This window comes from Mycobacterium sp. MYCO198283 (genome assembly GCF_021213805.1).
Taxonomy (GTDB): Bacteria; Actinomycetota; Actinomycetes; order Mycobacteriales; family Mycobacteriaceae; genus Mycobacterium.
The window spans coordinates 165,102-190,998 of sequence record NZ_JAJQJI010000002.1 but is presented as its reverse complement, the minus strand read 5'-3'; the positions used below and the strand labels follow the sequence as shown (position 1 = coordinate 190,998).

At 70.1% G+C, this 25,897-nt stretch carries 23 protein-coding genes; 19 read left to right on the top strand and 4 right to left on the bottom strand.

Annotated features, from left to right (window positions below; translation table 11 throughout):
• Positions 1 to 3: 3 nt before the first annotated feature.
• The gene (locus LV457_RS05055; protein ID WP_232169453.1) at positions 4 to 261 is read right to left on the bottom strand and encodes an acyl-CoA carboxylase subunit epsilon; all 258 of its coding nucleotides are present in this window, start codon (positions 259 to 261) and stop codon (positions 4 to 6) included.
• The gene (locus LV457_RS05050; RefSeq protein ID WP_232169452.1) at positions 258 to 1,886 is read right to left on the bottom strand and encodes an acyl-CoA carboxylase subunit beta; all 1,629 of its coding nucleotides are present in this window, start codon (positions 1,884 to 1,886) and stop codon (positions 258 to 260) included. Before LV457_RS05050 ends, LV457_RS05055 begins: the two co-directional genes overlap by 4 nt.
• A 137-nt stretch (positions 1,887 to 2,023) precedes the next feature.
• Here LV457_RS05050 and LV457_RS05045 point away from each other — a divergent pair, with 137 nt between their 5' ends.
• From LV457_RS05045 to LV457_RS04965, 17 genes are all read left to right on the top strand, one after another.
• The gene (locus tag LV457_RS05045; protein WP_232169450.1) at positions 2,024 to 2,626 is read left to right on the top strand and encodes a YdcF family protein; all 603 of its coding nucleotides are present in this window, start codon (positions 2,024 to 2,026) and stop codon (positions 2,624 to 2,626) included.
• Between the two features lie 130 nt (positions 2,627 to 2,756).
• Positions 2,757 to 4,247, top strand: a complete 1,491-nt coding sequence (locus LV457_RS05040; protein WP_232169448.1) for an endo-1,3-alpha-glucanase family glycosylhydrolase — start codon at positions 2,757 to 2,759, stop codon at positions 4,245 to 4,247.
• A gap of 36 nt (positions 4,248 to 4,283) precedes the next feature.
• Positions 4,284 to 4,673, top strand: a complete 390-nt coding sequence (locus tag LV457_RS05035) for a hypothetical protein (protein ID WP_232169447.1) — start codon at positions 4,284 to 4,286, stop codon at positions 4,671 to 4,673.
• Positions 4,670 to 5,044, top strand: a complete 375-nt coding sequence (locus LV457_RS05030; protein ID WP_232169446.1) for a hypothetical protein — start codon at positions 4,670 to 4,672, stop codon at positions 5,042 to 5,044. The genes LV457_RS05035 and LV457_RS05030 overlap by 4 nt, the downstream gene beginning before the upstream one ends.
• 614 nt (positions 5,045 to 5,658) lie before the next feature.
• Entirely contained in the window at positions 5,659 to 7,125 is a 1,467-nt protein-coding gene (locus tag LV457_RS05025; RefSeq protein WP_232169445.1) for a sugar transferase, read from the top strand.
• A 79-nt stretch (positions 7,126 to 7,204) separates the two neighbouring features.
• Positions 7,205 to 8,227: a GDP-mannose 4,6-dehydratase gene (gmd, locus tag LV457_RS05020; RefSeq protein ID WP_232169965.1), complete on the top strand. Its 1,023-nt coding sequence runs from the start codon at positions 7,205 to 7,207 to the stop codon at positions 8,225 to 8,227.
• Between the two features lie 4 nt (positions 8,228 to 8,231).
• Positions 8,232 to 9,203 (top strand): GDP-L-fucose synthase, encoded by a 972-nt coding sequence (locus tag LV457_RS05015; RefSeq protein WP_308192163.1) that lies wholly within the window; start codon positions 8,232 to 8,234, stop codon positions 9,201 to 9,203.
• Between the two features lie 13 nt (positions 9,204 to 9,216).
• Positions 9,217 to 10,470: a lipase family protein gene (locus LV457_RS05010; protein ID WP_232169444.1), complete on the top strand. Its 1,254-nt coding sequence runs from the start codon at positions 9,217 to 9,219 to the stop codon at positions 10,468 to 10,470.
• Positions 10,471 to 10,541: 71 nt separating this feature from the next.
• Positions 10,542 to 11,780, top strand: coding sequence for a WcaI family glycosyltransferase (locus LV457_RS05005; protein ID WP_232169443.1), 1,239 nt, complete (start codon positions 10,542 to 10,544; stop codon positions 11,778 to 11,780).
• On the top strand, positions 11,777 to 13,051 hold the full coding sequence (locus LV457_RS05000; RefSeq protein ID WP_232169442.1) for a hypothetical protein: 1,275 nt from the start codon (positions 11,777 to 11,779) through the stop codon (positions 13,049 to 13,051). Before LV457_RS05005 ends, LV457_RS05000 begins: the two co-directional genes overlap by 4 nt.
• Positions 13,048 to 14,208 carry a glycosyltransferase gene (locus LV457_RS04995; RefSeq protein ID WP_232169441.1) on the top strand — a complete coding sequence of 387 codons (1,161 nt, stop codon included), beginning with the start codon at positions 13,048 to 13,050 and terminating at the stop codon, positions 14,206 to 14,208. Before LV457_RS05000 ends, LV457_RS04995 begins: the two co-directional genes overlap by 4 nt.
• Positions 14,205 to 14,972 (top strand): hypothetical protein, encoded by a 768-nt coding sequence (locus tag LV457_RS04990; RefSeq protein ID WP_232169440.1) that lies wholly within the window; start codon positions 14,205 to 14,207, stop codon positions 14,970 to 14,972. Before LV457_RS04995 ends, LV457_RS04990 begins: the two co-directional genes overlap by 4 nt.
• Positions 14,972 to 18,013 (top strand): hypothetical protein, encoded by a 3,042-nt coding sequence (locus tag LV457_RS04985; protein ID WP_232169439.1) that lies wholly within the window; start codon positions 14,972 to 14,974, stop codon positions 18,011 to 18,013. Before LV457_RS04990 ends, LV457_RS04985 begins: the two co-directional genes overlap by 1 nt.
• A 36-nt stretch (positions 18,014 to 18,049) precedes the next feature.
• Positions 18,050 to 18,874 (top strand): SGNH/GDSL hydrolase family protein, encoded by an 825-nt coding sequence (locus LV457_RS04980; RefSeq protein ID WP_232169437.1) that lies wholly within the window; start codon positions 18,050 to 18,052, stop codon positions 18,872 to 18,874.
• A complete protein-coding gene (locus tag LV457_RS04975; RefSeq protein WP_232169436.1) occupies positions 18,874 to 20,190 on the top strand; it encodes a Wzz/FepE/Etk N-terminal domain-containing protein in 1,317 nt (438 codons plus the stop codon). Before LV457_RS04980 ends, LV457_RS04975 begins: the two co-directional genes overlap by 1 nt.
• A gap of 43 nt (positions 20,191 to 20,233) precedes the next feature.
• Positions 20,234 to 21,520 (top strand): division plane positioning ATPase MipZ, encoded by a 1,287-nt coding sequence (locus LV457_RS04970; RefSeq protein ID WP_232169434.1) that lies wholly within the window; start codon positions 20,234 to 20,236, stop codon positions 21,518 to 21,520.
• Between the two features lie 644 nt (positions 21,521 to 22,164).
• The gene (locus LV457_RS04965; protein ID WP_232169433.1) at positions 22,165 to 22,944 is read left to right on the top strand and encodes an SGNH/GDSL hydrolase family protein; all 780 of its coding nucleotides are present in this window, start codon (positions 22,165 to 22,167) and stop codon (positions 22,942 to 22,944) included.
• 1 nt (position 22,945) lies between these two features.
• Here the strand turns inward: LV457_RS04965 and LV457_RS04960 are convergent, their stop codons facing one another.
• Positions 22,946 to 23,674, bottom strand: coding sequence for a hypothetical protein (locus tag LV457_RS04960; RefSeq protein WP_232169432.1), 729 nt, complete (start codon positions 23,672 to 23,674; stop codon positions 22,946 to 22,948).
• A gap of 122 nt (positions 23,675 to 23,796) precedes the next feature.
• On the opposite strand from LV457_RS04960, the gene LV457_RS04955 reads away from it, so the two are divergent.
• Positions 23,797 to 24,600: a biotin--[acetyl-CoA-carboxylase] ligase gene (locus LV457_RS04955; RefSeq protein ID WP_232169431.1), complete on the top strand. Its 804-nt coding sequence runs from the start codon at positions 23,797 to 23,799 to the stop codon at positions 24,598 to 24,600.
• Positions 24,601 to 24,677: 77 nt separating this feature from the next.
• A complete protein-coding gene (locus LV457_RS04950; RefSeq protein ID WP_232169430.1) occupies positions 24,678 to 25,220 on the top strand; it encodes a PH domain-containing protein in 543 nt (180 codons plus the stop codon).
• Here LV457_RS04950 and LV457_RS04945 read toward each other — a convergent pair.
• Entirely contained in the window at positions 25,151 to 25,828 is a 678-nt protein-coding gene (locus LV457_RS04945; protein ID WP_232169429.1) for a GtrA family protein, read from the bottom strand. The two genes, LV457_RS04950 and LV457_RS04945, sit on opposite strands and share 70 nt — an antisense overlap.
• Positions 25,829 to 25,897: the final 69 nt, after the last annotated feature.

Here is a 25,897-nt window from a genome sequence, read left to right as displayed (position 1 = left end):
CCGTCAGCGCCGCAGCTTGTTGCGCTCCAGCAGCGTCACCCGCTGCCAGCTGAAAACCGGATACCGCAGCCGGTCGATCGGCTGGCCCCACAGGTTGCGCTCCCCGGTGTTCACCGGCGGCGGCCCGGTGCCCGTCGCGCCGAGCACCGCCACCAGCGCGGCCAGGTCCTCGTCCGTCGGGTTCCCGCGCAGCACCACGATGTCCGTGGCGGCCGGATCCTTCGCTTCGCTCACCGGTGCTGGATCGTTCGCTTCGCTCACAGCGGAATGTTCCCGTGCTTCTTCGGCGGCATCTGCACGATCTTGCGATCGAGCAGCCGCAGCGCCGTCGCCACGTAGCCGCGGGTGTGGGACGGGGGGATGACGGCGTCGACGTATCCGCGCTCGGCGGCGATGTAGGGGTTCACCAGCGTGTCCTCGTAGTCCTGCTGCAGCCGCAGCCGCAGGGCCTCCACGTCCTCGCCGTTCTTCTCGGCGTCCTTGAGCTGCTGGCGGTACACGAAGCCGACCGCGCCCGACGCCCCCATGACCGCGATCTGCGCCGTCGGCCACGCGATGTTCACGTCGGCGCCCAGATGCTTGGACCCCATGACGTCGTAGGCGCCGCCGTAGGCCTTGCGGGTGATGACGGTGATCTTCGCGACCGTGGCCTCGCCGTAGGCGTAGAGCAGCTTGGCGCCGCGCCGGATGATGCCGTTGTACTCCTGGTCGGTGCCCGGCAGGAAGCCCGGGACGTCGACCAGCGTGACGATCGGCACGTTGAAGCAGTCGCAGGTCCGCACGAATCGCGCGGCCTTCTCCGACGCCTTGATGTCGAGGCAGCCCGCGAACTGGGTCGGCTGGTTGGCCACGATGCCCACCGGCAGGCCGTCGATCCGGCCGAAGCCGACGATGATGTTGGGGGCGTAGCCGGCCTGCACCTCGAGGAACTCGTCGTCGTCGAGGATCCGGGTGATCACCTCGTGCATGTCGTAGGGCTGATTCGGCGAGTCCGGGATCAGCGTGTCGAGGTCGAGGTCCTCGGCGGTGAGGTTGTCCTCGATGGGCCCGTCGGGCACCGGCACCGCGAACCGCGGCGGATCCGCGGCGTTGTTGCTGGGCAGGTAGCTCAGCAGCTCGCGGACGTAGTCGAACGCGTCCTGCTCACCCGACGCGACGTAGTGCGCCAGCCCCGACTTCGCCATGTGGGTGTGGGCGCCGCCCAGCTCCTCCATGGTGACGTCCTCGCCGGTGACCGTCTTGATGACGTCGGGTCCGGTGATGAACATCTGGCTGCTCTTGTCGACCATCACCACGAAGTCGGTGAGCGCCGGGGAGTAGACGTGGCCGCCGGCGGCGGGGCCCATGATCAGCGAGATCTGCGGGATCACCCCGGACGCCCGGATGTTGCGGAAGAAGATCTCGCCGTACAGGCCCAGCGAGACGACGCCCTCCTGGATGCGGGCCCCGGCGCCTTCGTTGATGCCGATGAGCGGGCGGCCGGTCTTCACCGCGAGGTCCTGCACCTTGACGATCTTCTCGCCGTACACCTCGCCGAGGCTGCCGCCGAACACCGTGACGTCCTGGCTGAAGATGCAGACGTCGCGGCCGTCGATGGTGCCGTAGCCGGTGACCACGCCGTCACCGAGCGGCCGCTTCTCGGCCAGCCCGAAGTTGGTGCTGCGATGCCGGGCGAGCGCGTCGAGCTCGACGAAAGAACCCTCGTCGAGCAGCGCGTAGATCCGCTCGCGCGCCGTCAGCTTGCCCTGCGCGTGCACCTTCTCGACCGCCGCCTCGCCGACCGGATGCTCCGCCTCCGCCCTGCGCTTCCGGAGCTCTGCGAGCTTGCCGGCGGTGGTGTGGACGTCGATCTCGTGCTCGGCCGAGGGTTCTGTCACGCTCGTCATGGCGGTCATCGTATTCGGGGCCGCGCCCGCGGCTGCGGCCCGGTCGGTCTCCGGCGTCCTTACACTGACGCCGATCGGTGGCGGCGCCTGTCGTCAAGGGCAGCGCGGGGTGATAACGCGGGGTGATGGGGACGAGCGTGACTGGCGCGCCGCGGCCTCGGCGCCGTGGGCGACGCGCGCCGCTTGCGGTCCGGCTGACCGTCGCGACGGCGCTCGTCCTGGGCCTGGTGATGTCGGCGACGGTGGTGGGCGGCACGCTGCTGCTCGGTTCGGCGAAGGACGACCCCGTCGCCGCCGCGGACGCGGTGATCGTCCTCGGCGGCGAACACGACGGGCGCGAGCGCTACGGCCTGACGGTGGCGCGGCAGGTGTCGGCGAAGACGGTGCTGCTCTCCGATCCGTACGTGCCCGACGATCCGGTCATGACACCGCTGTGCGGGCACACGTTCGACGGGATCGCCGTCGTGTGCCGGCGGCCGGAGCCCTCCACCACCCGCGGCGAGGCGATGATGGCGCGCCGCCTCGCCGCGGAACGGCACTGGTCGCGGATCGTGGTCGTCACCTGGCGCTACCACCTGGTGCGCGCCCGCTACATCTTCGCGCAGTGCTACGGCGACAGCGCCGACGTGGCCATGCGGGCGGTGCCCCGGCGATACGACCTGTCGCTGGCCGTGTGGGCCTACATCTACGCCTACCAGTTCGCGGCGCTGGGCAAGGCCGCCGTCGACGGCGACTGCTGACCGCGCCTCGCGTCCGTCGCCGGGGGTGCTGACCTGCGCCGCGAGCGCCCGGACGGAACGGGCCGTTCCGGTACGCTGCCAGCAGTTGGCATCATCCAGGGGGGCCGCCTTGCAGCGCCTGCGTAGGGGAGTGCGGCCTAAGCTGACGGCCGCCTGTGCCGTCGTCGCGCTGGCGGTCGCGGGCCTGGCCATCGCCCAATCCGGATCGCCGTCGCGCCCCGCTGCGCCGTCGGGTCCCGAGGCGTCGGCGCCCGTGCGGGCCACTCCCTACCTGCCGTTCGACATGCCGGCCCTGCCGACCGACCGCAAGGTGTTCGCGCACTACATGCCGAACTTCCCGATCTCGCTCGACAACAAGCCGGCCGACAGCGACTACTACACCACCCAATATCTGCGGCCCGACGGCGAAGGCGGCATCCATGCGGCCTACGGCGGCTACCTGCGCGACCGTCCGCTGCCGCGGGCGCCACTCGACGCCGCCGACTGGCGTGACCGCGACCTGCGGACCGAGATCGATCAGGCGCGCAGCGTGGGCATCGACGGGTTCGCCGTCGACATCATCTTGCCGCGCACCGCGTCCGACGTCCCCGCGCGCATGCTCGCGGCGGCGCGGACGTTCAGCGATTTCACGGTGTTCGTCACCGCGGACATGGCCGGACCGCTGGCGCAACTGACACCGGCACAGTTCGCGGCGGAGTTCGCCGATTATCTCGACGAACCCGGGGCCTTCCGGCTCGGCGACGGACGCCCGGTCCTGGGGGCGTTCTACGCCGAGGCGCAACCCGTCGAATGGTGGCGACAGGCACTCGACCAGCTGCGCACCACCTACCGCATCGACGCGGCCTTCGTGCCCACCTTCCTGCATGCGGACCCGAACCTCGAGGCCTTCGCGCCGATCAGCTTCGGCTTCAGCAACTGGGGCGGCCGCAATCCGGCGTCGCTGCCGACCACGCTCGCCGGCAGCACCTACCCCGTCGACCTCATCCAGCGCAGTCGCCACCTCGGCAAGATCTGGATGCAGGCGGTCGCCTACCAGGACAGCCGGCCGAAAGTCGGGTTCTACGAGGAGCCGCAGAACGGCCGGACGAACCGACTGGCCTGGCAGATCGCCACCGAACAGCATGCGGAGTGGGTGCAGCTGCTCACCTGGAACGACTACGCCGAGAACACCGCGATCGCTCCCTCGGTCAAACACGGCTGGCGGCTGCTCGACCTGAACGCCTACGACATCGCCACCTACAAGTACGGGTTCGAACCACCGGTGGTCCGCGACGCGCTCTACGTCTCCCACCGCACCCAACCGGCCGCGGCCCGTCCGGTCTATCCGCAGACCAAGACGATGGAGCTGGTGCCCGACACCACCCCGGCGCAGGACACCGTCGAGGTGGTGAGCTTCGCCACGGCGCCGTCACAACTGACGGTCAGCGCCGGAGCCCGGCAGCACCGATGCCAGGTGCCGGCCGGGATGGGGATCTGCAGCTTCCCGCTGGCGACGGGCATGGTCTCGGCGGCCATGTGGCGCGACGGGCGGCAGGTGACCGCCGTGCAGTCGCCCTACGAAGTGGTCGACGCCCCCTACGTCCAGGACTTGCAGTACGTGGTGGCGGGCGGGCTGCGGTAAGCCGTCGCGGCCGGACCTCGCCGATAGGGTGCCCCGGTGAGCGAATCGCCGGTCCGCCCGCTGTTCGAAGCGATGGGCGTCGCAGCAGGATGTGTCGCCGGCGGGATCGTCCGGCTGGGGGTGTGCACGGCACTGCCGGATGCCGCCGACGACCCGGCCGCGGTGTTGCTCGCGGTCGCGCTGTCCATGGCGGTCATGACCGCAGCCGTCGACGCCCTCGGCGCCACCGTCGCGACCACCGTCGTGGCGACCTGTGCGGCGACGCAGGTCGGTGTCGCCGTCGTGGTGGTCGCCGCACTGGGGATGCGCACCGCCGACGGAGCGCTGTGTCTGGCGCTCCTTCCCGTCAGCGCCGGCTGCGGAGTCTTCGTCGGCGCGGCGGCGGTCGTGGCGGTCCGCCGCGTCGGGCGAGGCTGCAGGTCGTGACCGTGATCGTGGCCACGGTGCTGGGGGCGCTGGCGGGTGCCTCGATCCACCTGCTGTCGCTGCGGCGCCCGTCGGCCGACGGGCCGGGCGTGGTTCTCGGTGCAGTGGCGTGCGCGGCGGTGGGAGTGCTCGCCGGAAGTGGCGCATGGAGCGTCGACTGGCTCTACGTCGGGGCCGTCGCGGGCTTCGGCGCGGCAACCCCGATGACGTTCGCCAGGTGGTTCCGGCGGCCGTCGGTGCGCACCCTGGGCGATGCGGCGCGGCTGTCGTGCCGGGCCGCCGCCGCGGTGGCGTGCCGCGTGTGGTGCGGAGCGGCGTTTGCGCTGACCGCGTTCGTCGCCACCACCGCCATCCGACTCCTGGTGGTGTGACGTGTCGGCGCGTCGCGGCCGGCGCGCCGCCGATGGCCGGGCGCGGCCGGCGTTCTTTAGCCAGTAGCTCACTGTGCAAGGAAAGCGTGACCAGATGAGCCCTTCGCCCGGAGTTGTGGGTTTGCCGGCGGCGCTTCGGCGGACGGGTTCGCGGCCGCGGCCGGGCAAGGACTCGGCGGGCTCGGCCGCCGGAGCGGTTCGCGGGCGGACGGTCCGGGCCGACGAACGGCGCGGCCCCGGGCGCTGTGGCATGCTGACATCGTCGCTGGTCGCCCGCCGATGAATGCCGGGCGGCTGACGTGCGGTTATCCGGTTCGCAGGGCGGCGCTGTAACGGATCGGCGCGCGCCGGCGATAGATGGACGGACCACCGTTCGGCACGGCGAGTTCTCGACGCGCCAGGGCCGCCGTATCGAGAGAAGCTTCGTGCCGGTGGCCGACAACCACAGGTCAGTTCGCTGAGCAAATGAGGTCACCCTGTTGCGAAAGCTGGCGGACTCCGAGAAGTATGTGACAGAATCTTTGCTCAGGCCAGGCCGCCATGGCGGCCACGCTCCCGATGACACGTTGAGTCAGCGACGGGCATGCCCGGAATCCGAGGGAGGTAACTGGTCCGTGACGTCCATCGCCGCGAAGCCGAGCGTCGGACAGCGCCGGAACAGGTGGCAGCACACCTACGTGCTGGGCCTGCTGGTCACCGACGCCGTCGTGGTCGCGGCTGCGGTCTTCTCGGCCCAGTACGTCCGGTTCGGCCTCTCACCGAACTTCGAGAGTCAGGCCAGCAAGCCGCTCACCGGGTTCTCGGTGCTGTTCACGCTGCTGTGGTTGTCGGCCCTCACCATCTTCCGCACGCGGTCGCATCGCATCGTCGGCGGCGGCATCGAGGAGTACCGCCGGGTTGTCGGCGCGTCCTTCTGGACCTTCGGCGCCATCGCGATCGTCACGCTGCTGTTGCAGCTGGAGATGGCCCGCGGATACCTGGCGGTCGCCTTCCCCGCCGGCACGCTGGGCCTGCTGCTCGGGCGCTACGTGTGGCGGATCCGGCTGTCCCGCGCCCGCGCGCGCGGACACTGCGTCAACGGGGTCCTCGCGATCGGCAACATCGACGCGGTGACCTGGATGGCGACCGAACTGACCCGTAACCCGGCCTGCGGATACCGGGTCGTCGGCTTCGGCATCCCCGGCTACGGGGAACCGTGCGGCGAGACCATCACCATCAACGGCGAGGAAGTCCCGGTCCTGGGCGACGAGGTACGGGCAATCGCCTCGGTGGCCGATTGCAGTGCCGACACCGTCGTCATCACCGACACCGAGCACTTCGGCGTCCGCGGGATCCGGGCACTCACCTGGCAGCTGGAGTCGATGGACGTGGATCTGGTGGTCTCGCCCGGGGTGATGGACATCGCCGAAGCCCGGCTCGTGATGCGCCCGGTGGCCAACTTCCCGCTGATCCACGTGGAGAAGCCGCAGTACCACGGCGCCGCGCGGTTCGCCAAGCGGGCGTTCGACTTCTGCTTCGCGCTCACGGCGCTGATCGTCATGTCCCCGCTGCTGCTGGTGGCGGCAGCGGCGATCAAGCTCACCAGCCGCGGCCCGGTGTTCTACCGCGCCGAGCGCATCGGGCTGGACGGCAAACCGTTCACGATGCTGAAGTTCCGGACGATGGTCGAGGACGCCGACAAGCAGCTGCAGACGCTGGTCGACCGAAACGAGTTCGAGGGCGGCGTGTTGTTCAAGATGCGCGACGACCCCCGGGTCACGCCCGTCGGCAGGTGGTTGCGCCGATGCAGCATGGACGAACTGCCGCAGTTCATCAACGTGCTCAAGCAGGACATGAGCGTGGTGGGGCCGCGGCCGCCGCTGCGCAGCGAGGTCGAGAACTACGACGGCGACGTCCGGCGTCGGCTGCTGGTCAAGCCGGGTATCACGGGCCTGTGGCAGGTGAGTGGCCGGTCGAACCTCTCGTGGGCAGAGTCCGTCCGCCTCGACCTGTCCTACGTCGAGAACTGGTCGATGATCGGTGATCTGCTGATCATTCTGAAGACGGTGGGTGCGGTGTTCGGGCGCGAAGGCGCCTACTGACCCGACCTGCGAGCCGGTGAGAGGCTTGGCAGGACACCGTTGTCGTATTGCGTCGTCATCATCACCAAAGGGGTGCGCTATCAAGAAGGCTCTGATCACGGGTATCACCGGACAGGACGGGTCGTATCTCGCTGAGCTGCTTCTCCACAAGGGCTATGAGGTGCACGGACTCGTGCGCAGGTCCTCGACGTTCAACACCCATCGCATCGACCACCTCTACGTCGATCCGCACGAGCCGGACGCGCGACTGTTCCTGCACTACGGCGACCTGAGCGACGGCGCGCGCCTGGTCACCTTGCTGTCGAAGATCGCACCCGACGAGGTGTACAACCTCGCCGCGCAATCCCACGTCAGAGTCAGCTTCGACGAGCCCGAACACACCGGTGACACCACCGGCATGGGGTCCATCCGGCTGCTCGAAGCGGTCCGGATCGGTCAGGTCGACTGCCGCTTCTACCAGGCGTCGAGTTCGGAGATGTTCGGCGCCTCGCCGCCGCCGCAGGACGAGAACACGCCGTTCTATCCACGCTCGCCGTACGGCGCCGCGAAGGTCTACTCGTACTGGGTCACGCGGAACTACCGCGAGGCCTACGGCATGTTCGCCGTCAACGGCATCCTGTTCAACCACGAGTCGCCCCGACGCGGAGAGACCTTCGTGACCCGCAAGATCACCCGGGCGGTGGCGCGCATCAAGGCCGGCCTGGACGACTACCTGTATCTGGGCAACCTCGACGCGGTCCGCGACTGGGGATACGCCCCGGAGTACGTCGAGGGCATGTGGCTGATGCTGCAGGCGGACGAACCCACCGACTACGTGCTCGCCACCGGCGGCCGCTACACCGTCCGGGAATTCCTGACGGCCGCCTTTAGCCACGCCGGCCTCGACTGGCAGGAGTACGTGCGTTTCGACGACCGGTACCTGCGGCCCACCGAGGTCGACGCGCTCGTGGGCGATGCGTCCAAGGCGGAACGGGACCTGGGCTGGCGTGCCACCGTGGACGCGCTCGAATTGGCGCGCATCATGGTGGACGCCGACATCGCCGCGCTGGCCTGCCAGGGCTCCCCGTGGATCGACACCCCACTCTTCGCGTCGAGGAGCTGACGCCGTGACGAACGCCCATCGGCCGCCCCACCCCCTCGACCCCTCGGCGCCCACCTATGTGGCGGGCCACCGCGGGATGGTCGGCTCGGCGATCCGCCGGGCGCTGCAGGCCCGCGGATTCGACAACCTGCTGCTGCGCACCCACGCCGAACTCGACCTGACGGACCGCGCCGCGACCTTCGACTTCTTCGCCCAGCACCGTCCGCAGCTGGTCGTCCTGGCCGCGGCACGCGTCGGTGGGATCCTCGCGAACAGCTCCGCGCCGGTGCAGTTCCTCTCGGACAACCTGCAGATCCAGGTGAACGTGATGGACGCCGCGCTGCAATACGGCACGCGACGGCTGCTGTTCTTGGGTTCGTCGTGCATCTACCCGAAGTTCGCGCCGCAGCCCATCCCCGAGGACGCGCTGCTCACCGGCACCCTCGAGCCGACCAACGACGCGTACGCGATCGCGAAGATCGCCGGCATCCTGCAGGTGCAGGCGGTGCGGCGGCAGTACGGGCTGCCGTGGATATCGGCGATGCCGACCAACCTCTACGGGCCGGAAGACAACTTCTCCGACACCACCTCGCACGTGCTGCCGGCCCTCATCCGGCGTTACGACACCGCGCGCATCGCCGGGGAGCCGAAGGTCATCAACTGGGGCACCGGAAGTCCTCGCCGGGAGTTCCTGCACGTCGACGACATGGCCGCGGCGTGCCTGCACCTCCTCGAGCACTACGACGGGCCGGGCCAGGTCAACGTCGGCACCGGTGAGGACGTCACCATCCGGGAACTCGCCGAGCTGGTCGCCGAGAAGGTCGGCTACCAGGGCACCACCGAGTGGGACACCAGCAAACCCGACGGCACCCCGCGGAAGTTGCTGGACGTCTCCACGTTGCGCGGCACCGGCTGGGCGCCCGCGATCTCGCTGGCCGACGGAGTGGCCGACACCGTCGGCTGGTTCCGAGGTCACCGCGAGACGGTCAGGACCTGAGCGGCGACCATCGATGAGTCTCACCGCAGTTGTCCACCGCCTGCGGGCGGGGACGGCCCTCCTGCTGCTGGCGGCCGTCGTCGCCGGCTGCTCGCTGCTGGAGCACAGCCGGCCCGCTTCGACGACGTTGTCCGACGAGCAACTCGCGGCGGACCCGCCGATCGTCGTCCCGCCGGCGCCGGTCGCGCCCGAGGTCTGGGGCCGGCGCGGCGACATCGTCGCGCAGCAGCCGTTCACCGACCTCACCGAGGACCTGCGCGACGCGACCGAAGCGCCGATGCGGGCGACGTACCGCTCCGTGTCGGCGGCCACCGGCGCGCAGACGGAGGTCTCCGGCTCGTTCTTCCTCCCCAAAGGTGAACCGCCGCAGGGCGGTTGGCCGGTCGTGGCGCTGGCGCACGGCACCACCGGGTTGGGCACCGACTGCGACCTGTCGTCGCGCCAGGACCTGTTCGGCTACTGGGGTGCCGTCAAGGCGGTGCTCAGCGTCGGATACGCGGTCGCGCTGTCGGACTACGAAGGGTTGGGCCTGCCCGGCCGGCACCCGTACCTGGAGCCGAAGACCGCGGCGTTCAACACCGTCGACGCGGTGCGGGCGATGCGGCGGCTGTATCCGTCGGTCTCCACCAGGTGGCTTGCGTACGGCATCTCCCAGGGCGGTCAAGCGGCCTGGGCCACCGCCGAGTTGAACGGAACCTACGGCGACGGCCTGGAGCTGGTCGGCGCGGTGGCGCTGTCGCCGGCCGCCGACATCGTCGGACTGTCGGAGCTGGCCTACGAGAAGCGCCTGAGCCAGGAGCAGTTGATGGTGACGCCCATGGTGATCGACGGGCTGTCCCGGTACGACCCGTCGATTTCGATCGCGACGTACGTGCGCGGCGCCGCGCTGCAGCGGCTGCCGAAGCTGGTCGGCTGCAACCCCGAGGCGAACCGGCTGCGCGGCGAGACGATCCGCCCCACGGACGTGGGGCCGACCACTACCGTCGAGGCCAACGTCCTGACGGACGCGCTTCGCCGCATCGCGCTGCCGCAGCGGCCGCTGACGGTGCCGATGCTGGTGCTCAACGGGCTGCGCGACCAGACGATCCTGCCCGACTGGGTCACCCTCGCGGTCGCGCGCAGCTGTCGGTTGGGCGGGATCATCGAGCACCGCGAAGATCCGAACGCCGGCCACGCGGACCTGATGCCCGGTCCGGCGGTCGCCGAATGGGTGACCGACCGATTTGCGGGTAAGACTCCACAGTCGACTTGCCCGGGAGCGACATGACGAGCGTCGACGCAGCCGAACGAGATCGAGACCCGTCACCGCTGAACGTGTGCGGAGAAGGTGTGCCGCCGATGAGGATCACCATCACCGGTATCAACTACTACCCCGAGGTCACCGGGATCGCGCCCTACACCACGGGGCTGGCACAAGGGCTGGCCGAGCGGGGCCACCAGGTCCAGGTCATCACCGGGCTGCCGCACTATCCGGAGTGGCGGATCGCCGACGCCTACCGGTCATGGCGCCGGCGGTCGGAGCACATCAACGGCGTCACCGTCGACCGGGTGCGCCACCACGTCCCGGCGCGGCTGACGCCTCGCGGCCGGGTGGTCCTGGAAGCGTCGTTCGCCCAGGCGGTGCTGCGGAGTTCCTGGCGCCGCCCCGATCTCGTGATCACCGTCAGCCCGTCCCTGCTCGCCTCCGCCGCGGTGATCGCCGAGGCGCGGCTGCGGCGGGTGCCGGTCGGGATCATCGTGCAGGACCTCTACTCCAGCGGTGTCGTCGAGACGGGCGCGATGGGGGGACGGACCGCCGGCGCGGCGGCGCGGTTCGAAGCCGGGGTGCTGCGCGCAGCCACCGGTGTCTCGGTGATCCACGAGCGATTCGTCGACGTCATCACCCGGTTGGGGCTCGACCGCGACAAGATCGCGGTCAACCGGAACTGGACCCATATCACCGCGCCGACCGGGCTGGCCGTCGACGAGGTACGTCGCCGGTACGGCTGGCGGCCCGACGAGACGATCGTCGTGCACAGCGGCAACATGGGCGCCAAGCAGGGCCTGGAGAACGTGGTAGCGGCCGGCAAACTCGCCCACGACACCGCCGGTGCGCCGGGCGACGTGCGGTTCGTGCTGATCGGCGACGGCAACCAGCGCCGCGCGCTCGAACGACAGGGCGACGGCGTGCCGACCGTCGACTTCGTCGACCCGCTGCCCGCCGACGAGTTCACCCGCGTGCTGCAGGCGGCCGACGTCCTGCTGGTCAACGAGAAGCCGGGCGTGGGCGAGATGGCCGTGCCGAGCAAGCTGACCTCGTACTTCAGCAGCGGCCGGCCGGTGCTGGCCGCCACCGACGCCAGCAGCGGCGCGGCCCACGAGATCCGCAACTCGGGCGGCGGTGTGCTGGTGCCGCCCGGAGATCCGGCGGCGCTGCTCGACGCGGTCCGGGCGATCGTGGGCGACGAGGACGCCGCGCGCGCCATGGGCGCGTCCGGCCAGGAGTACGCGCGCTCGACACTCGACACCGCCACCGCGATCGACCACTACGAGAAATGGTGCTATTCGCTGCGCGATCAGGGCCCGGGGGCGGCATGAGCGGCATGGCGGCGACGGTCAGGACCACGGCGGGTTCCATCACCGTGTCGACGAGTCGCGCCGACACCTTCTTCGCCGGATACCAGTCGCGCTACCTCATCGGCCCGCTGCGCACGCTGGGCAGCGCCGCCGACATCCGCGAGCGGCTGCGGGCGCTGGCGGCGGGGGGACCGGATTACCGCATCGGGCTGCAGCCGCGGCGATCGACGAGGCGGTGGGCCTTCGATCCGCGCTGCGACGACGCCGTCGTCACCGAGGGTCCCGTCGACCTGGACACCGATAACCCGGCCCGCACCATGGCCGCCGTCATCCCGGACGCCGCCGCGACCGTCCCGCTGCGCATCCACCTCGCGCATCCCTGGCTGTTCATCGGCTTCGACCACGGTCTCGGCGACAGCCGGCTCATGCTGCGGACCGTTGCCGCGCTGACGGCCCCGCAGGCCCACCCCGCTTTGCTGCACACCGGCCCGCTCACCCGGCATCCGCTGGCCCGCGCCGTCCTGCACACCACCGCCCGGCGCCGGGCCGGCATGCTGCGGACGCTGCCGCGGCTGCCCCGCTCGCGCCCGCCCGCAGCCGCCGACGCCGCGCCGCCCGTGCCGTTTCGCGAGCAGAGTGTCACGGTGCACCGACGGGCGTCGCTCGGCACGCACGACCCGGCGGGTGGCCGGATCTCGACCGCCGCGCGCTACACCACGGCATTCCTGCAGAGCCTGCGGCGCCACGGCGTGACGTTCGAGCCGGCGGTGGAGTTCATGGTCGACCTGCGCCGCCACCTTCCGCCCGAGGTGGGCACGCTGGGCAACTTCGTCGGATCGACCGTCGTGGACGTCACCGATCCCGCCGACGCGGCCGCCATGACCGCGGCCCTGGCCGAGGCGACGACCGGGGGCAAGGCGTTGACCCGCTACTGTGCGTCCTCGCTGATCCGCCTGGCCCGCCGGCCCGGCGACCGGCTGCAGCAGGCGTCGGCGAGCACCGACGCCCGCATCTGCGTCACCGACAACACCGTTCGCGACGCGATCGACCAGCTGCCGTTCGACGACGCCCAGCCGCGGGTCTTCGTCAGCATGCTCGCGGTGAACAGCTCTCACCAGATCACGCTGTCGCCGGTGCGGATCGGCTCCGAGCTGCACCTGAACGCGTCGTTCTACCCGTCCCGGTTCGACGAGTCGCTGATCACCGCGGTGCTCGACGACACCGCGGCCGCTTTAGCGGCGGGGACGGCGACCGACGGTATGAGGCCGACGACCGGACGGCAGCAGCGATGAAGATCCTCCATGTGGTGACGCTGATCTCGCCGGACGGCGCCTACGGCGGTCCGGTGCGGGTGGCGGTTAACCAGGCCGAGGTGATGCGCTCGTTCGGCCACGACGTCACCATCGCCGCCGGAGCCAGGGGGTACGACACGCTGCCCGACCGCATTGGCAACGTCCCCGTGCAGTTGTTCCCCGCCCGCACGGCCGTGCCGGGCTTCGGCTACGCCGGTACCTGGGCGCCGACGATGCGGCCGTGGATCGCCGCCAACGCCCACGAGTTCGACATCGCGCACGTCCACCTGGCGCGTGATCTCGTCGTGGTGCCGGCCGCCTTCCAACTGCGGCGGCGGCACATGCCGATGGTGTTCCAAACGCACGGCATGATCCGGCCCGGCGGCCACCCGCTGTCGGCTCCCGTCGACCGGATCTGGACGTCCCGGCTGCTGCGGGATGCGGCGACCGTCCTGGCATTGACCGAACGTGAGGAGAACGACCTGCGTGGCGTCGGCGGCGACAGCGTGAAAGTCCGGCTACTACCCAACGGCGTCCCCATGCCGGAGATACCGCCGGATGCCGACAGCAAACGCGACCGCGTACCGGAGGTGCTGTTCATGGCGCGGCTGCACGAGCGCAAGCGGCCCGAGGTGTTCGCCGAGGTGGCGCTGCAGCTGCTGTCGGCGGGCGTGCGCGCGTGCTTCAGCGTCGTCGGGCCGCCGGAGGGCGCGGAGACGGCGGTGGACGCGGTGGTGGAGCAGGCGCGGGCTCGCGGGTTCGGTGAGGATGCGCTGCGGCGCGAGCCGCCGGTGCCCCCCGAACGGGCGCTGGACCGGATGTCGCGCGCGTCGGTCTACGTGCTGCCGGCGGTGCGGGAGCCGTTCGCCATGACGATCCTGGAGGCGCTCACGCTCGAGGTGCCCGTCGTCATCGGTCGCGACGGTGGTCTTGCGCCTTTCGTGCAGCGGCATCGTTGCGGCGTTGTCGTCGACGGGTCGGTACAATCGTTCGCTGAGGCAATCACCGAGCTATTGTCGGACCTTGCCTCCGCGCGGGCGATGGGCGAGCGGGGGCGTGCAGCCGTCGAAGCCGAGTTGGGTATCGACGGCGTCGGTCGGGAATTGGAACAGGTTTACGGTGCTGTGTTGTCCGGACATAGGGGGTCTTCCGCGTGAACCTGCAACGCGACGGCTCGCGGATCGCCGGCATCGTGCTCGCCGTGGTGTTGACGGCAGTGCTCGCTGTGGCGCTGTGGTGGGGGTTCTTGCGCGATCCCGCCCAGAAGGCCGCAGAGGGGATGCGGGTGGCGCTCGAGGTGTCCAAGGCCGCTGACGGCGCCCCGCCGTCGGCGTTCGACACCGGGCAGCCGGCGACCACCTCGCAGTCGGCCACCGATCCGGGATCCAACTTCGTGGTCCGCGACGGCAAACTGACCTACAAGCCGACCACCAACGACGTGAGCGCGGCGTACTACAGCACGCCGAACATGGGCGCCCCGGTGAACGCACTCGGCGCGCGGTTCGTCTTCTACCCCGGACAGGGCACCAACGGTGCGGTGACGCTGCTGATCTCCCGCGGTGTGCGCGGCGAGTTGCCGTGGCCGGTGCCGCCGATCCCGCTGCACTTCGTGGTCACCGCCGTCAACTGGAACCTCGCCGTCGGCAAGGACGAGCAGACGCCGCTGGAGATCATCGCCGCCGGCGACCACAAGGAGCCGCTCGTCGAGGACGGCCGCACCGCCTACACCGTGTCGGCGGAGATCGACGGGGCCAGGGTGAAGCTGCACCTGCCCGACGGTCAGGAGCGCGTCGTCGAGGATGCCCGCATCAGCCAGTGGCAGGGCAATTACGCCACGTTCGAGGTCTACTCCAACCACGGCCTGACCGACTCCATCGGCGGCTTCGAAGAGCTGTGGGCCGACTCGCGGAGCCGGGACTGATGGCGCCCGCGCGGACCGGACGCCGGAGCCGGGCACTCTCGGGCGTGCTCGACCAATTGTTCTCGAGTACCAGCAACGGCGTGATCATCTTCGCCGTGGCCGTGGCGTCCACTCCGCAGGAGTTCGGCTCGATCACCATCCTGATGACGGCGCTCGTCGCGGTCCTCGGGTGTCTGCGCGGCATGCTCGGGACCCCGCTGCTGCTCAAAGCCGACCAATCCCGCGAACGGATCCGCCGCGAGGGTTCCTACGCCCTGACCGCCGCGCTGATCATCGGCCCGCTGCTGGGGTTGGGGATGATCGTCTTCGGTCGCGGCCTGGGCACGGCGGCGTTGTGCCTGGGCGTCGCCGCGCCGTTCGTCGTCGCCCAGGACGTGCTGCGCTACGTGCTGATCGCCGAGGGCCGGCCGCACGTCGCGGCGATCTGGGACGGCGTGTGGTGCGTGGGCACCGTAGCGGCCTTCGTCGCGACGTGGTTGGTTCCGCAGGTCGTCACCACCACCGTGCTGCTCGCCGGCTGGGGCGCGCTCGGCGTCCTGGCGTTCCTCGGGCTCGCATCGGACGTCCGGATCCTGCCCGGCCTGCGGGGCAGTGCCGCCTGGCTGCGCGCGGGCCTCGGTCACCGGGTGCGCTACGGGCTCGACGCCGGTCTGGAGCAGGTCACCGTCTTCCTGCTGCTGAGCCTGACCACGCTGCTGGCGACCGCCACCGCCACGGCCGCACTGCGCGGCGCCACGGCGCTGCTGGCGCCGATCGGCATGTTCGGCACCGCCGTGCAGTTGGTGCTCATCCCGGAGAGCACCCGGCGATCGGCGCAGCCCAAACAGGTGTGGCAGGCGCTGGTGCGGCTGTCGGTGCTGGTGGCGTTCGCCACCACGGTCGTCGGGCTGCTGCTGTTCCTGCTTCCGTCGAAGGTCGGCTACCTGCTGCTGGGGGAGTCCTGGACGCTCGCGCAGGACGTGTTGCCGCTCATGGTGCTGGAGTACGTGTCGGCGTCGGCGATCGTCGCGCTCGCCATCTACCTGCGGACGTTCAACCGCAGCGGGTCGGCGCTGAGCCTGAAGGTCGCGCTGTCGGTCACCATGCTCGCCGGCGTCGCGATCACCGCCTGGGCGTTCAAGTCCGGAGTCGGCGTCGCGATCGGCATCGCGCTGTCGTCGGTGCTGGTCGCCGGGGTGTCCTACGCCTGGTTCACCCCGTGGCGGCCGCGGCCGCGGGCGGCGTCGGTGGACATCGCCGCGGGCGCCGAACCGATCGAGCCGCTCAACGTCGCGGCGGACTTCGCCGGCCTGAGCGACGACACCACCGTGCTGAACGGGATCGAACGCGCCGCGCCGCCGGTCGGCTCCACCGCCGCGACCAACGGCCACGTCGGTGCCGACGGGCAGCGCACGGCGAAGGGCTCGTGGCCGTTCGTCGCGGTCCGCCCGGCGACGACCCTGCCGCGACGGCTGCACGCGGTGACGGTTCGCCGGTGGGTGCCGCGCAGCCCCAACCCGGCGCTCATCGGGCTGTGGAGTTTCGTGGTCATGGGCGTGCTGGCGCCGCTGTACCTGACGCAGCTGACGCCCATCCCCCGCGACCCGACCTGGATCGGGCCGCTGCTCATCACGATGATCGCGGCGGGCCGGTTCTCCTGGATCATGGGCACCGGAGAACGCCGGCTGTTCGAGATGATGTTCTGGTCCTTCACCTACGCCTTCCTCGGCCTGGCACCGCTCGCGCAGCTCTTCCGCGATTCCTGGCCCGTCACGGTGCCGCGCACCGACAGCACCTACGCGCTTTGGGCGGCGATCATCGTGCTGGTCGGCATGGCCGCCTTCTTGATCGGCGTGGGCCTGGACCGGCAGCTGATCCGGCGGCGACCCGAGTACGATCCCCAGCCCAAACGCCGCGGCGCGGTGCGCGCGGACCTCAAGATGACCATCAACTACAACCGGCTGATGGTGCTCACCGTGCTGACCATCGCGCTCAACCTGTACTACCTGTCCAAGGTGGGCGTCATCCAGTTCATGAAGAGCCGCGACGACGCCCTGCAGGCCCTGACCGCGGCCTGGTCGCCGCTCAGCTTGGCGGTCTTCATCCGCGCCGGCTCCTACATGAGCCTCATCGTCAGCTGCGTGGCGTTGGTGCGGTACCGGCGCGAGGCCCGCATCGCCGCGCGCCGGGGCATGCCGGAATCCAAGGCGCGGATGAACCTCAACCTCATCCTGATCCTGGTGGTGGGGGTGCTGCTGGCCAACAGCCTCAACCCGGTGTCGAATCCCCGCTACCTGTCGGGCACCGCGGTGCTCGCGGTGATCGCGGCGGCGGGGCTGTTCGCGACGAGCCTGCGATTCCGGTTGACCGCCTGGGGCTTCCTGATCGGCCTCCTCGTGATCTTCCCGCAGGCAGACGCCTTCCGGTATTCGGCCGAGGCCAACGTCGAGCTGTCGAACCCCATCGAGTCGCTGCTGACGCCCGACTACGACTCCTTCGCGCAGATCATCAACGGCTACACCGTCGGCATCCGCGACGGCATCGAGGTCGGCAACCAGATCCTCGGCGTCATGCTGTTCTTCATCCCGCGCGCCATCTGGACCGGCAAGGCCTACGACACCGGCATCCTGATCGCCAACGGCCGCGGTTACCCCTTCACCAACCTGTCCGCCCCGTTGTTCATCGAGTTCTTCCTCAACGGGGGTTGGGTGGTGCTGGTGCTCGCGATGTTTGCCTGCGGCTTCTTCCTGCACCGCTGGGACAGCAAGCTGAACCGGGAGCTGGCGCTCTACAGCATGCCGAGCATCCTCGGCTGCATCCTGCCGTTCTACATGCTGATCCTGCTGCGCGGATCGCTGCTGCAGGCGGCGCCGTACCTGTTCTTCACGTTGCTGTGCGCCTTCTACGTGACGCGCCGGTCCCGACGCGAAGACAGCGCCGCGGCCACCGGGGCGGTCCCCGACAGAGCACCGCCGCGGCCCGACGGCGACGGCCGGCCGGTGAACGGTCAGGCCGCCGTCGCGGGCGCCGAAGCGCCGAGTAAGCAGATGACCCATGTGTAGCGGCGACGGGCGTCACGGCGGCGCTGTCGCGACGGTGTGCAGCGCAGCAGCCGGGCGCGGCGCACCCTGGAGCAGGACGGATCGGAGCACGACATGGTGATGGGCAAACTCGGTCGCGCCGCAGCGATCCTGGTGTTGGTGGCGGCCGTGGCCGGGCTCGGTTACTACGGTGTCGAGCGCGCCAACCGCTCGCGCGCGAACGCGGATGACTCGTCGCTGGTCGGCGACCTGGCGGCGCCACCGGACCAGCGGATGGTGCGGCCGGCGACGCTGCTGGTGATCGGCGACTCGTTCGCCGGCGGCAACGGGGACCCGAACATCGTCACCTACCCGACGGTGCTCGGTGAACGGTTCGGCTGGAACGTCCGCGTCGACGCCGTCGGCGGCTCGGGCTTCGTTTCCAAGATGTTCGAGGGCCGCAAGATCCCCAGCGTCGGCGAGCGACTCGCCCAGGACCGGGCCTCGTTCGACGCCGACTACATCGTCATCGACGCCGGACGCAACGACCTCGGGGTGTATCCGTCGGAGGTCATCCCGGAGATCGAGCGCTACGTCGCCGACGTCCACAAGGCGTGGCCGGACGCCAAGATCGTGATGATCAAACCGGCCTACGCCACCACGAAGGTCGCCGAGAACTACCCGATGCTGTCCGAGGCGTTCGACCGCGTCGGCGCCCAGAACAACGCCCTGGTGGTGGATCCGGTCGCCGAGGGCTGGTTCAACGTCGAGAATCTCGACTCGCTGCTGTACTCCGACAAGGTCCACCTGAGCAACGAGGGACACAAGTACTACGCGGACCGGATCGCCGACGCGATCCAGCGCGCCGGCTTGGCGACCCCGCTCGGCGACAGGAGCTCGTGATGCAGGAACTGCGCGATCTGTTCGCCATCACCCGCCGACGGTGGGCGACGCTGCTGATCTTCCTGCTCCTCGGCGGTGTCGCCGCCGCCGGGCTCAACCTGCTGCTGCCGGTGACCTATTCGGCCAGCGCGCAGATCTTCGTCGCCACGCCGGACTGGAACGACTCGACATCGGTCGGCGACCCCAACGCCGGACAGCGGTTGACGTCCTTCGGCGACGAGTTCAGCCAGATGCGGATGGCGAGTTACCAACGGGTGGCGGACACCCCGGGCGTGCTGCAGCCGGTGATCGAGCGGCTGAACCTCGACACCACTCCCTCCGAGCTCGCCGCGCACGTCACCACGCGGTCGATACCGGACACCGTCATCCTGTCCGTCGAGGCACGCGACAGTTCCGGCCCGCGCGCGGCGCAGATCGCCGACGCGGTCGCGCAGCAGCTCAGCGAGTACATCAAGGAGCTGGAGCGGCCGGCGTCGAACTCGGTGTCGCCGATCCAGCCGCTGGTGTTGCGCGCCGCCGACGTGCCCACCTCGCCGATCTCCCCGCGCGTCGTCCCCAACATCCTGGCCGGCTGCGCCGTGGGGCTCATCGTGGGATTGACCTGGGTCGCGTTCCGGGAGACCCGCCAGCAGCGGCGCGAAGCGTCGGCCGAGGACGTCGGCAACCTGCTGGGCGTCCTGACGCTCAACGAGCGCAACGAGGTCGGCGAAGTCATGGACGTCGGCTCCGACGCCCGGTTCCTGCGCGTGTCGCTGACCGCCGCCCTGCACGGCAACGCCAACGGAAAGGCGCTGTTGACCGCACCGCGGTCAACGCCGGTGGTCTTCGAGACGGCCGTGCAGCTCGCAAAGGCGATGGCCGAGGTCGGCACCAGCGTGGTGGTCGTCATGGCCGACTTCACCCAGCAGGTCGAGGGCCGCTCCGGGCCGGGCCTGGGCGACGTCCTCGCCGGCAGGACGGACCTCGGATCGGCGATCGTCCGGGACGACACCGGTCGACTGGGGGTGTTGCCGGCGGGCGCCGCGCCGGCCAACGTCACCGCCGCGCTCGCCGGGCCGGCGATGCGCACCGTCATCGACGACCTGTCCGCGATGTTCGACGCGGTGCTCGTGGTGGGGCCGGCAGTCCTGGAGTCCACCGACGCCGTCGACCTGGCGTCCTGCACGGGCGCGCACGCGCTGGTCTGTCCGCCGCGGGCGTCCCGCGACGACGTGCTCGACGCCCAACGACTGTTGGCGCTGGCCTCCAGCGTCGACATCGGCGGAATCCTGGTGTTCGAGTCCGACGCGCTCGAGCGGATCGAGGTCGAATCGTGAATGTCCAGCCGGCGATGAGTGCCGTGGAAAGGATGGAGCCCTGATGGAGATGCTCAAGCGCGCATGGCTGGTGGTGCGGCGGCGCTGGCCGGCGCTGCTGATCCCGATCGTCGTCGCACTGGTAGGCGTCAGCATCTACAACGCCCAGCAGCGTAAGGACTACACCGCAACCATCGACTTGTTCCTGCGGGCGCCCGACGTGAAGAGCTCCGCCAGTGCCTACCAGGGCGACCTGTTCTCGCGGCAGCGGGCGCAGAGCTACGTCAAGATGTTCGAGAGCGACGACCTCGCGCAGTCGGTGATCGACCGGCTGAACCTCTCGGAGACGCCGTCAGAACTCACCGACCACGTAAGCGCCGCCATCGTCAAGGACACGGTGCTGATCACCGTGTCGGTCGAGGATCCGAACCCACAGCAAGCGGCGAACATCGCCAACGCCTACGGTGACGTCTTCGGGGAATACGTCGCGAAGGTCGAGAACGTCCAGAACGATCCCGGGGTGCCGCCGCTGGTCCTGGTGGTGCGGGCGGCCAACGCCGACGACGCCCAGCGCGGCGGATACAAGCTGTGGATGCTGGCCACCGCCGGTGGCGTCGGCGGACTGGTCATCGGCTTGCTGCTCGTCTGGTTCTTCGAGCGCTACGACAACAAGGTGAGGTCGCGCAAGCAGATCGACGAGCTGACCGGCCGCCCCGTCATCGGGTCGCTTCCCATCACGCGTGCGCTCGACACGGCGACCGTCGCCCAGACCTACGACGAGTCGGCGGAGTTCGCCGAGGCGGCGCGCCGGCTCTCGATCAACGTCGACCACCTGCTGCGCCAGCTCGGGGGCGTCTCAGGGGCACCGGCGATGGCGGTGACCAGCGTGCAGGGTGCCGACGGCAAGTCGGTGGTCGCGGCCGCGCTGACGAAGGCGCTCGCGGATCGGGGCCACGACGTCGGCTTCATCGACGCCGACCGGTTGGGTAAGCCTGGGCTGGACAGCAGCGCCATGGCCGGCGGAGAGCTGGACGTCGCCGGGGTGACCTACGTTCCGCTGCGGGACGACAATCAGGCGTTCACCGAGCGCGGCCTGCGGCGGGCGATCAACGACCTCAAGCAGCGGGTCGATTTCATCATCATCGACGGTCCGGCCTTCGGTGAGGCCGCCGAGGCGCAGATGATCGCCGAGGTCGCCGACGCGGTCCTCATCGTCGTACGCCCCGGCCGCACCACGGGGGCCGCGCTGGGCAACATGCACACCGCCATGGCGACGCTCGACACGCCGGTGATCGGGGTCGTCGTCAACCAGGCGAAGGAGACCGCGACCCGGGAGACGATGTACGTCTGAGCCGCCGTCGACCGGTGCCACCGGCTGCCCTGGCAGCGGCCGGTGGCACCGTGCGTTTTGCGGCGACCGCCGTCACCTGAGATTTCCGGTTGCCCGGCGGCACTCCGCGTGACCGGCCGGCCGTGGCTGCGGGCCGTGAGACGTCGCATTGCGCTGTGCGGCGCGCGTTCGCTGTCGGGGAGGGAGGGGCAGGTCAGACCGGCGTGGCCGGTCCCTGGCGAAGCCCGCGCGGACAGGTCTTGCGACGACCTGTCCGTATTTCTTTCTGAAGCAACCGTCCCCGCAATATATTTGCTGGATTTGCGGCGGACTGCACAAGGATCAGGCCAGCCTCTGTTTTCGTGACACACGCCGAGCGGCGCGTCTCGGACCGTAGCGGTTCAGCAACGAACACGTGCCGAGTGCTTGCCGGTCGGCGGTCGGCAAACATCCAGCTCACCGCTGGTTGCCGAAAGATTCGTCGGTTCCGTCATCAAATGCGAGTGAAGGACGCCTCGGGTTCGGTCGGCGGCGGCGTCTCGCGTCGACGCCTGCGCGAGGTACTCCTTGACAGGACGCGGCCGGCGTTGGATTCTTTGCCGGGGCGGCACTCCCGCGGTGAATGGCTGCGGCGCGGCGAAGCAGTGACCGCCAGAAGGGTAGCCATGACCAGGCGTCGTTTTCCCGGGCTGACGCACGCCACCGTGCTCGCCCTGAGTCTCGTGCTCGTCGCTCTCGGAGTCACCGGCTGGCACCGGGTGACCGCCGATCGTCCCGACGCACCGCCCGTGGCTGCGCCGCACACGCCGAGCTTCCCGGCGGACCTGGCGCATGCGGCCGACACGGCGCCGCGGCGCACCGATGTCCTGATCGTGGGGGACTCGTTCGTCGGCGGGACCGGCACCCCCGGCGTCGTCGACTACCCGCAGCTGCTGGCGGAGAAGTACGGCTGGAGCGTGCGCCTGGATGCGCTGGGCGGATCCGGGTACGTCTCGCGGGACCGCAACGGCGTCCATCTGCCCGGTCTCATCGAACGCCTGCCGGCCGAACAGGCCAACTATCCGGTCGACCTGCTGATCGTCGACGCCGGACGCAACGACCTCGACGTCGACCCGGCCGAGACCATCCCGCGCATGCAGGAGTACCTGCGAGGCGCCCGGCAGGCATGGCCCGCGGCCGCCATCGTCGTGATCAAGCCGCTCTACGTGCAGCCGACGACACCGCCGAACTACCCGGTGCTGTCCACCGCCATCGACACCACGGCCGCAGAGATCAAGGCGAGCGTCATCGATCCGGTGGCCGAGGGCTGGTACACGGATGTGGACCTGCAGTCACTGGTCATCTCGGACAACATCCATCTCAGCGCTGCGGGTAACGAGTACTACGCCTCGCGGGTGTCCGCGGGCATCGAGCGCGCCGGCATCGTTCCGCCGGCCACCGACTGAATCAGGTCAGCCGGAACTGCGTGTCGTCGAAGGCCGTCGCCGGGGTGACGTGGTTCTCGCGGTGGTACCACGCGAAATCGTCGGGGACCGGGCGCAACGGCTTGGCCGGCACGCCGCCGTACAGCGTGGACGTCGGCAGCTCTGCGCCCTCCCGTCGCTTGAGCACCACCGAGCCCGCCGCGAGCACGCTTCGCTCCGGCAGATACGCGTCCTTCAGCAGGATCACCGCGGTACCCGACATGGCGTAGGCGCCGAGCACGACCCGCCCGAGCGTCGTCTTGTTGTCGACGAGGTCGATCTCGTGGCTCTGCACGATGCTCTTGATGCCGCCGATGGTCGCGTACGGGTGGAGGATCACCTGACCGGAGCAGTCGACGTAGTGGCGGTTGGTCAGTGCGGCGTGCTCCTCGAGGATCAACCAGCCGACCCAGGGACTGAATCGCTGATAGTCCGGCGCGGCGGTGAGCTGGTTGAAGGAGCCGATGATGGCGTGGCGGCCGAGCCGGACGCGGGCGAGGTTGCGGAAGGTGTTGAAGAGATAGAAGACCGCGTCGTCGCCGATCTCGAACGGTCCGCAGTTGAGCACCAGGGTGGGTCCGAGCGTGACGCGTTCGCCGATGGTGTTGCCCAGCCGGCGCAGCGCCCAGATCTTGAAGCGGCTTGGCGGAAGCAACCACACGATGAGCGACAACAGCGCGTTGGGCCTCTTCTGGGGTGGTGCGTCGGTCACGCCGCAGCCTCCTCGTGTCGTCTCCCACCAGCGGTGCGAGCGACTCTAGCACCGTGGTGTAAAGACATATCGGGAAAGCGGCGCAGTTCGCGCCGGGGCGCTGCTGTCCTATCCTGACGCGCGTGACACAGTGCGCGCCTTTCGATTTGACCGCGATCCGGGCGGGCGTCGAAGGCGGCCCGTGGCGTTCCGTCGACGTCGTGCAGCAAACGGGTTCCACGAACGCCGATCTGGTGGCGCGGGCCGCGGCCGGAGTCCCGATCGGCGGCACGGTGCTGATCGCCGAGCAGCAGACGGCGGGCCGCGGCCGCAACGGCCGCGCGTGGACGACGCCGGCGCGGACGCAGCTCGCGATGTCGGTCGGCGTCGACACGGCGGGCGTTCCGGCGGCGGCCTGGGGATGGTTGCCGCTGGCTGCCGGTGTCGCGGTGGTCGACGCGCTGCAGCGCGCCGCCGGCGTCACGGCGGGCATCAAATGGCCGAACGACGTCGTCGCCGACGGACGCAAGGTGGCCGGGCTGCTGGCCGAGGTGGCGTCGGCGTCGACGGTGGTGCTCGGTATGGGGATCAACATCACCGTTTCCGGGACCGACGTGGACATCACCGATCCCGACGCGCTGCCGGTGACTTCGCTGCTGCTGCTGGGGGTCGAGGAGCCGGACCGGACCGCGGTGCTGCTCGCTGTGCTCGACGAGCTCGCCCGGCGGATCGACCAGTGGCGGACCGCGGGTGGCGCCGGGCTGATCGCCGACTACCGGGTCCGCAGCGCCACCATCGGGTCGCGGGTGCGCGCGGTGATGCCGGGCGGGCGCGAGGTGGTGGGGCCGGCGCGTGATGTCGACGACGCGGGGCGGTTGCTGGTCGAGGACGCCGGCGGCACCGTGGCGGTGGCGGCCGGCGACGTGGTGCATCTGCGTCGGGCTTGAGCGACGGGGGCGAGCGGAGCGACGGGGAGGGTCGTACGGGGGCGAGCGGAGCGACGGGGAGGTCGTACAGTGCCCGGGTGGGTTACCCGGACAATGTGCTCGCCGCCGACGAACAGGTGGTGCTGCACCGCCATCCGCACTGGAAGCGGCTGGTCGGACCGGTCGCGGTGCTGCTGCTCGCGACCGCGCTCGCGACCTTCGGGGCCGGCTGGGTCAACACCCTCGACTGGGATGCGACCGCCGTCCGCGTGGTGTCCCTGGTGATCGGGGCGGTGTGGCTGGTGGTGGTCGGCTGGCTGACGCTCTGGCCGGTGCTGCGCTGGTCGACCACGCACTTCGTGATCACCGACCGGCGGGTGATGTACCGCCACGGGGTGCTCACCCGCGCCGGCATCGACATCCCGCTCGCCCGGATCAACAGCGTCGAGTTCCGGCACGGCCTCACCGACCGCATCCTGCGCACCGGCACGCTGATCGTCGAGTCAGCCTCGCAGGACCCGCTGGAGTTCTCCGACATCCCGCGCGTGGAGCGGGTCCACGCGCTGCTCTATCACGAGGTTTTCGACACCCTGGGCGGCGACGAGTCCGACAGCCGGTCCGGGGTCCGCCGCCGCGATTGAGGCCGCTTGTCGCGGCGCAGCGGCGTGACGGTGCCGTCGCCGCGGCCGGACTCGAGGTGGTCCTCGAGCGCCTCGGCGATGCCGCCCGCGGTGAGCGCCTCGAACGCCTTCTCCGGGTTGCGGCCGAACTCGTCGGGGAACACCCAGCGGCGGAAGGCCCAGAACCGGAACGCCATCTGCATCAGGTTGCCGATCACGTACGCCGCGATGAAGTCCGCGATGTTCTCGACGGTGAGGCTGACCTCGGGCACCCGCAGCATCAGCACGTAGCTGGAGAACCACAGTGGCGCCATGCTGAGCAGGACGCCCACGCCGCTGACGCCGAAGAACAGCAGCGCCTCGTGGTGCCGCTCGCGGCCGCCTCGGTCCCGGAAGCTCCACTCCCGGTTCAGGATGTAGGACGCGATGACGGCGACGATGCCCGCGATGATCTTGGCGGTCACCGGCTTGGGCTCCAGCACCGTCAGCTTCAGCGTGTAGAAGATGGCGCTGTCGATGACGAAGGTGGTCGCGCCGACGATCGCGAACTTGATGAGCTCGTGGTGCCGCTCAGCGAAGGGGCGGATCGGGCGAGGCAGGCGCGCGATCGTCGCATCGGTGAAGGACACAGCACGCGAGTGTACGGTCAGATCTCCCCGGACGCCCAGCTGCGAGCGCTTGCGACGCGGTAGCGGCCG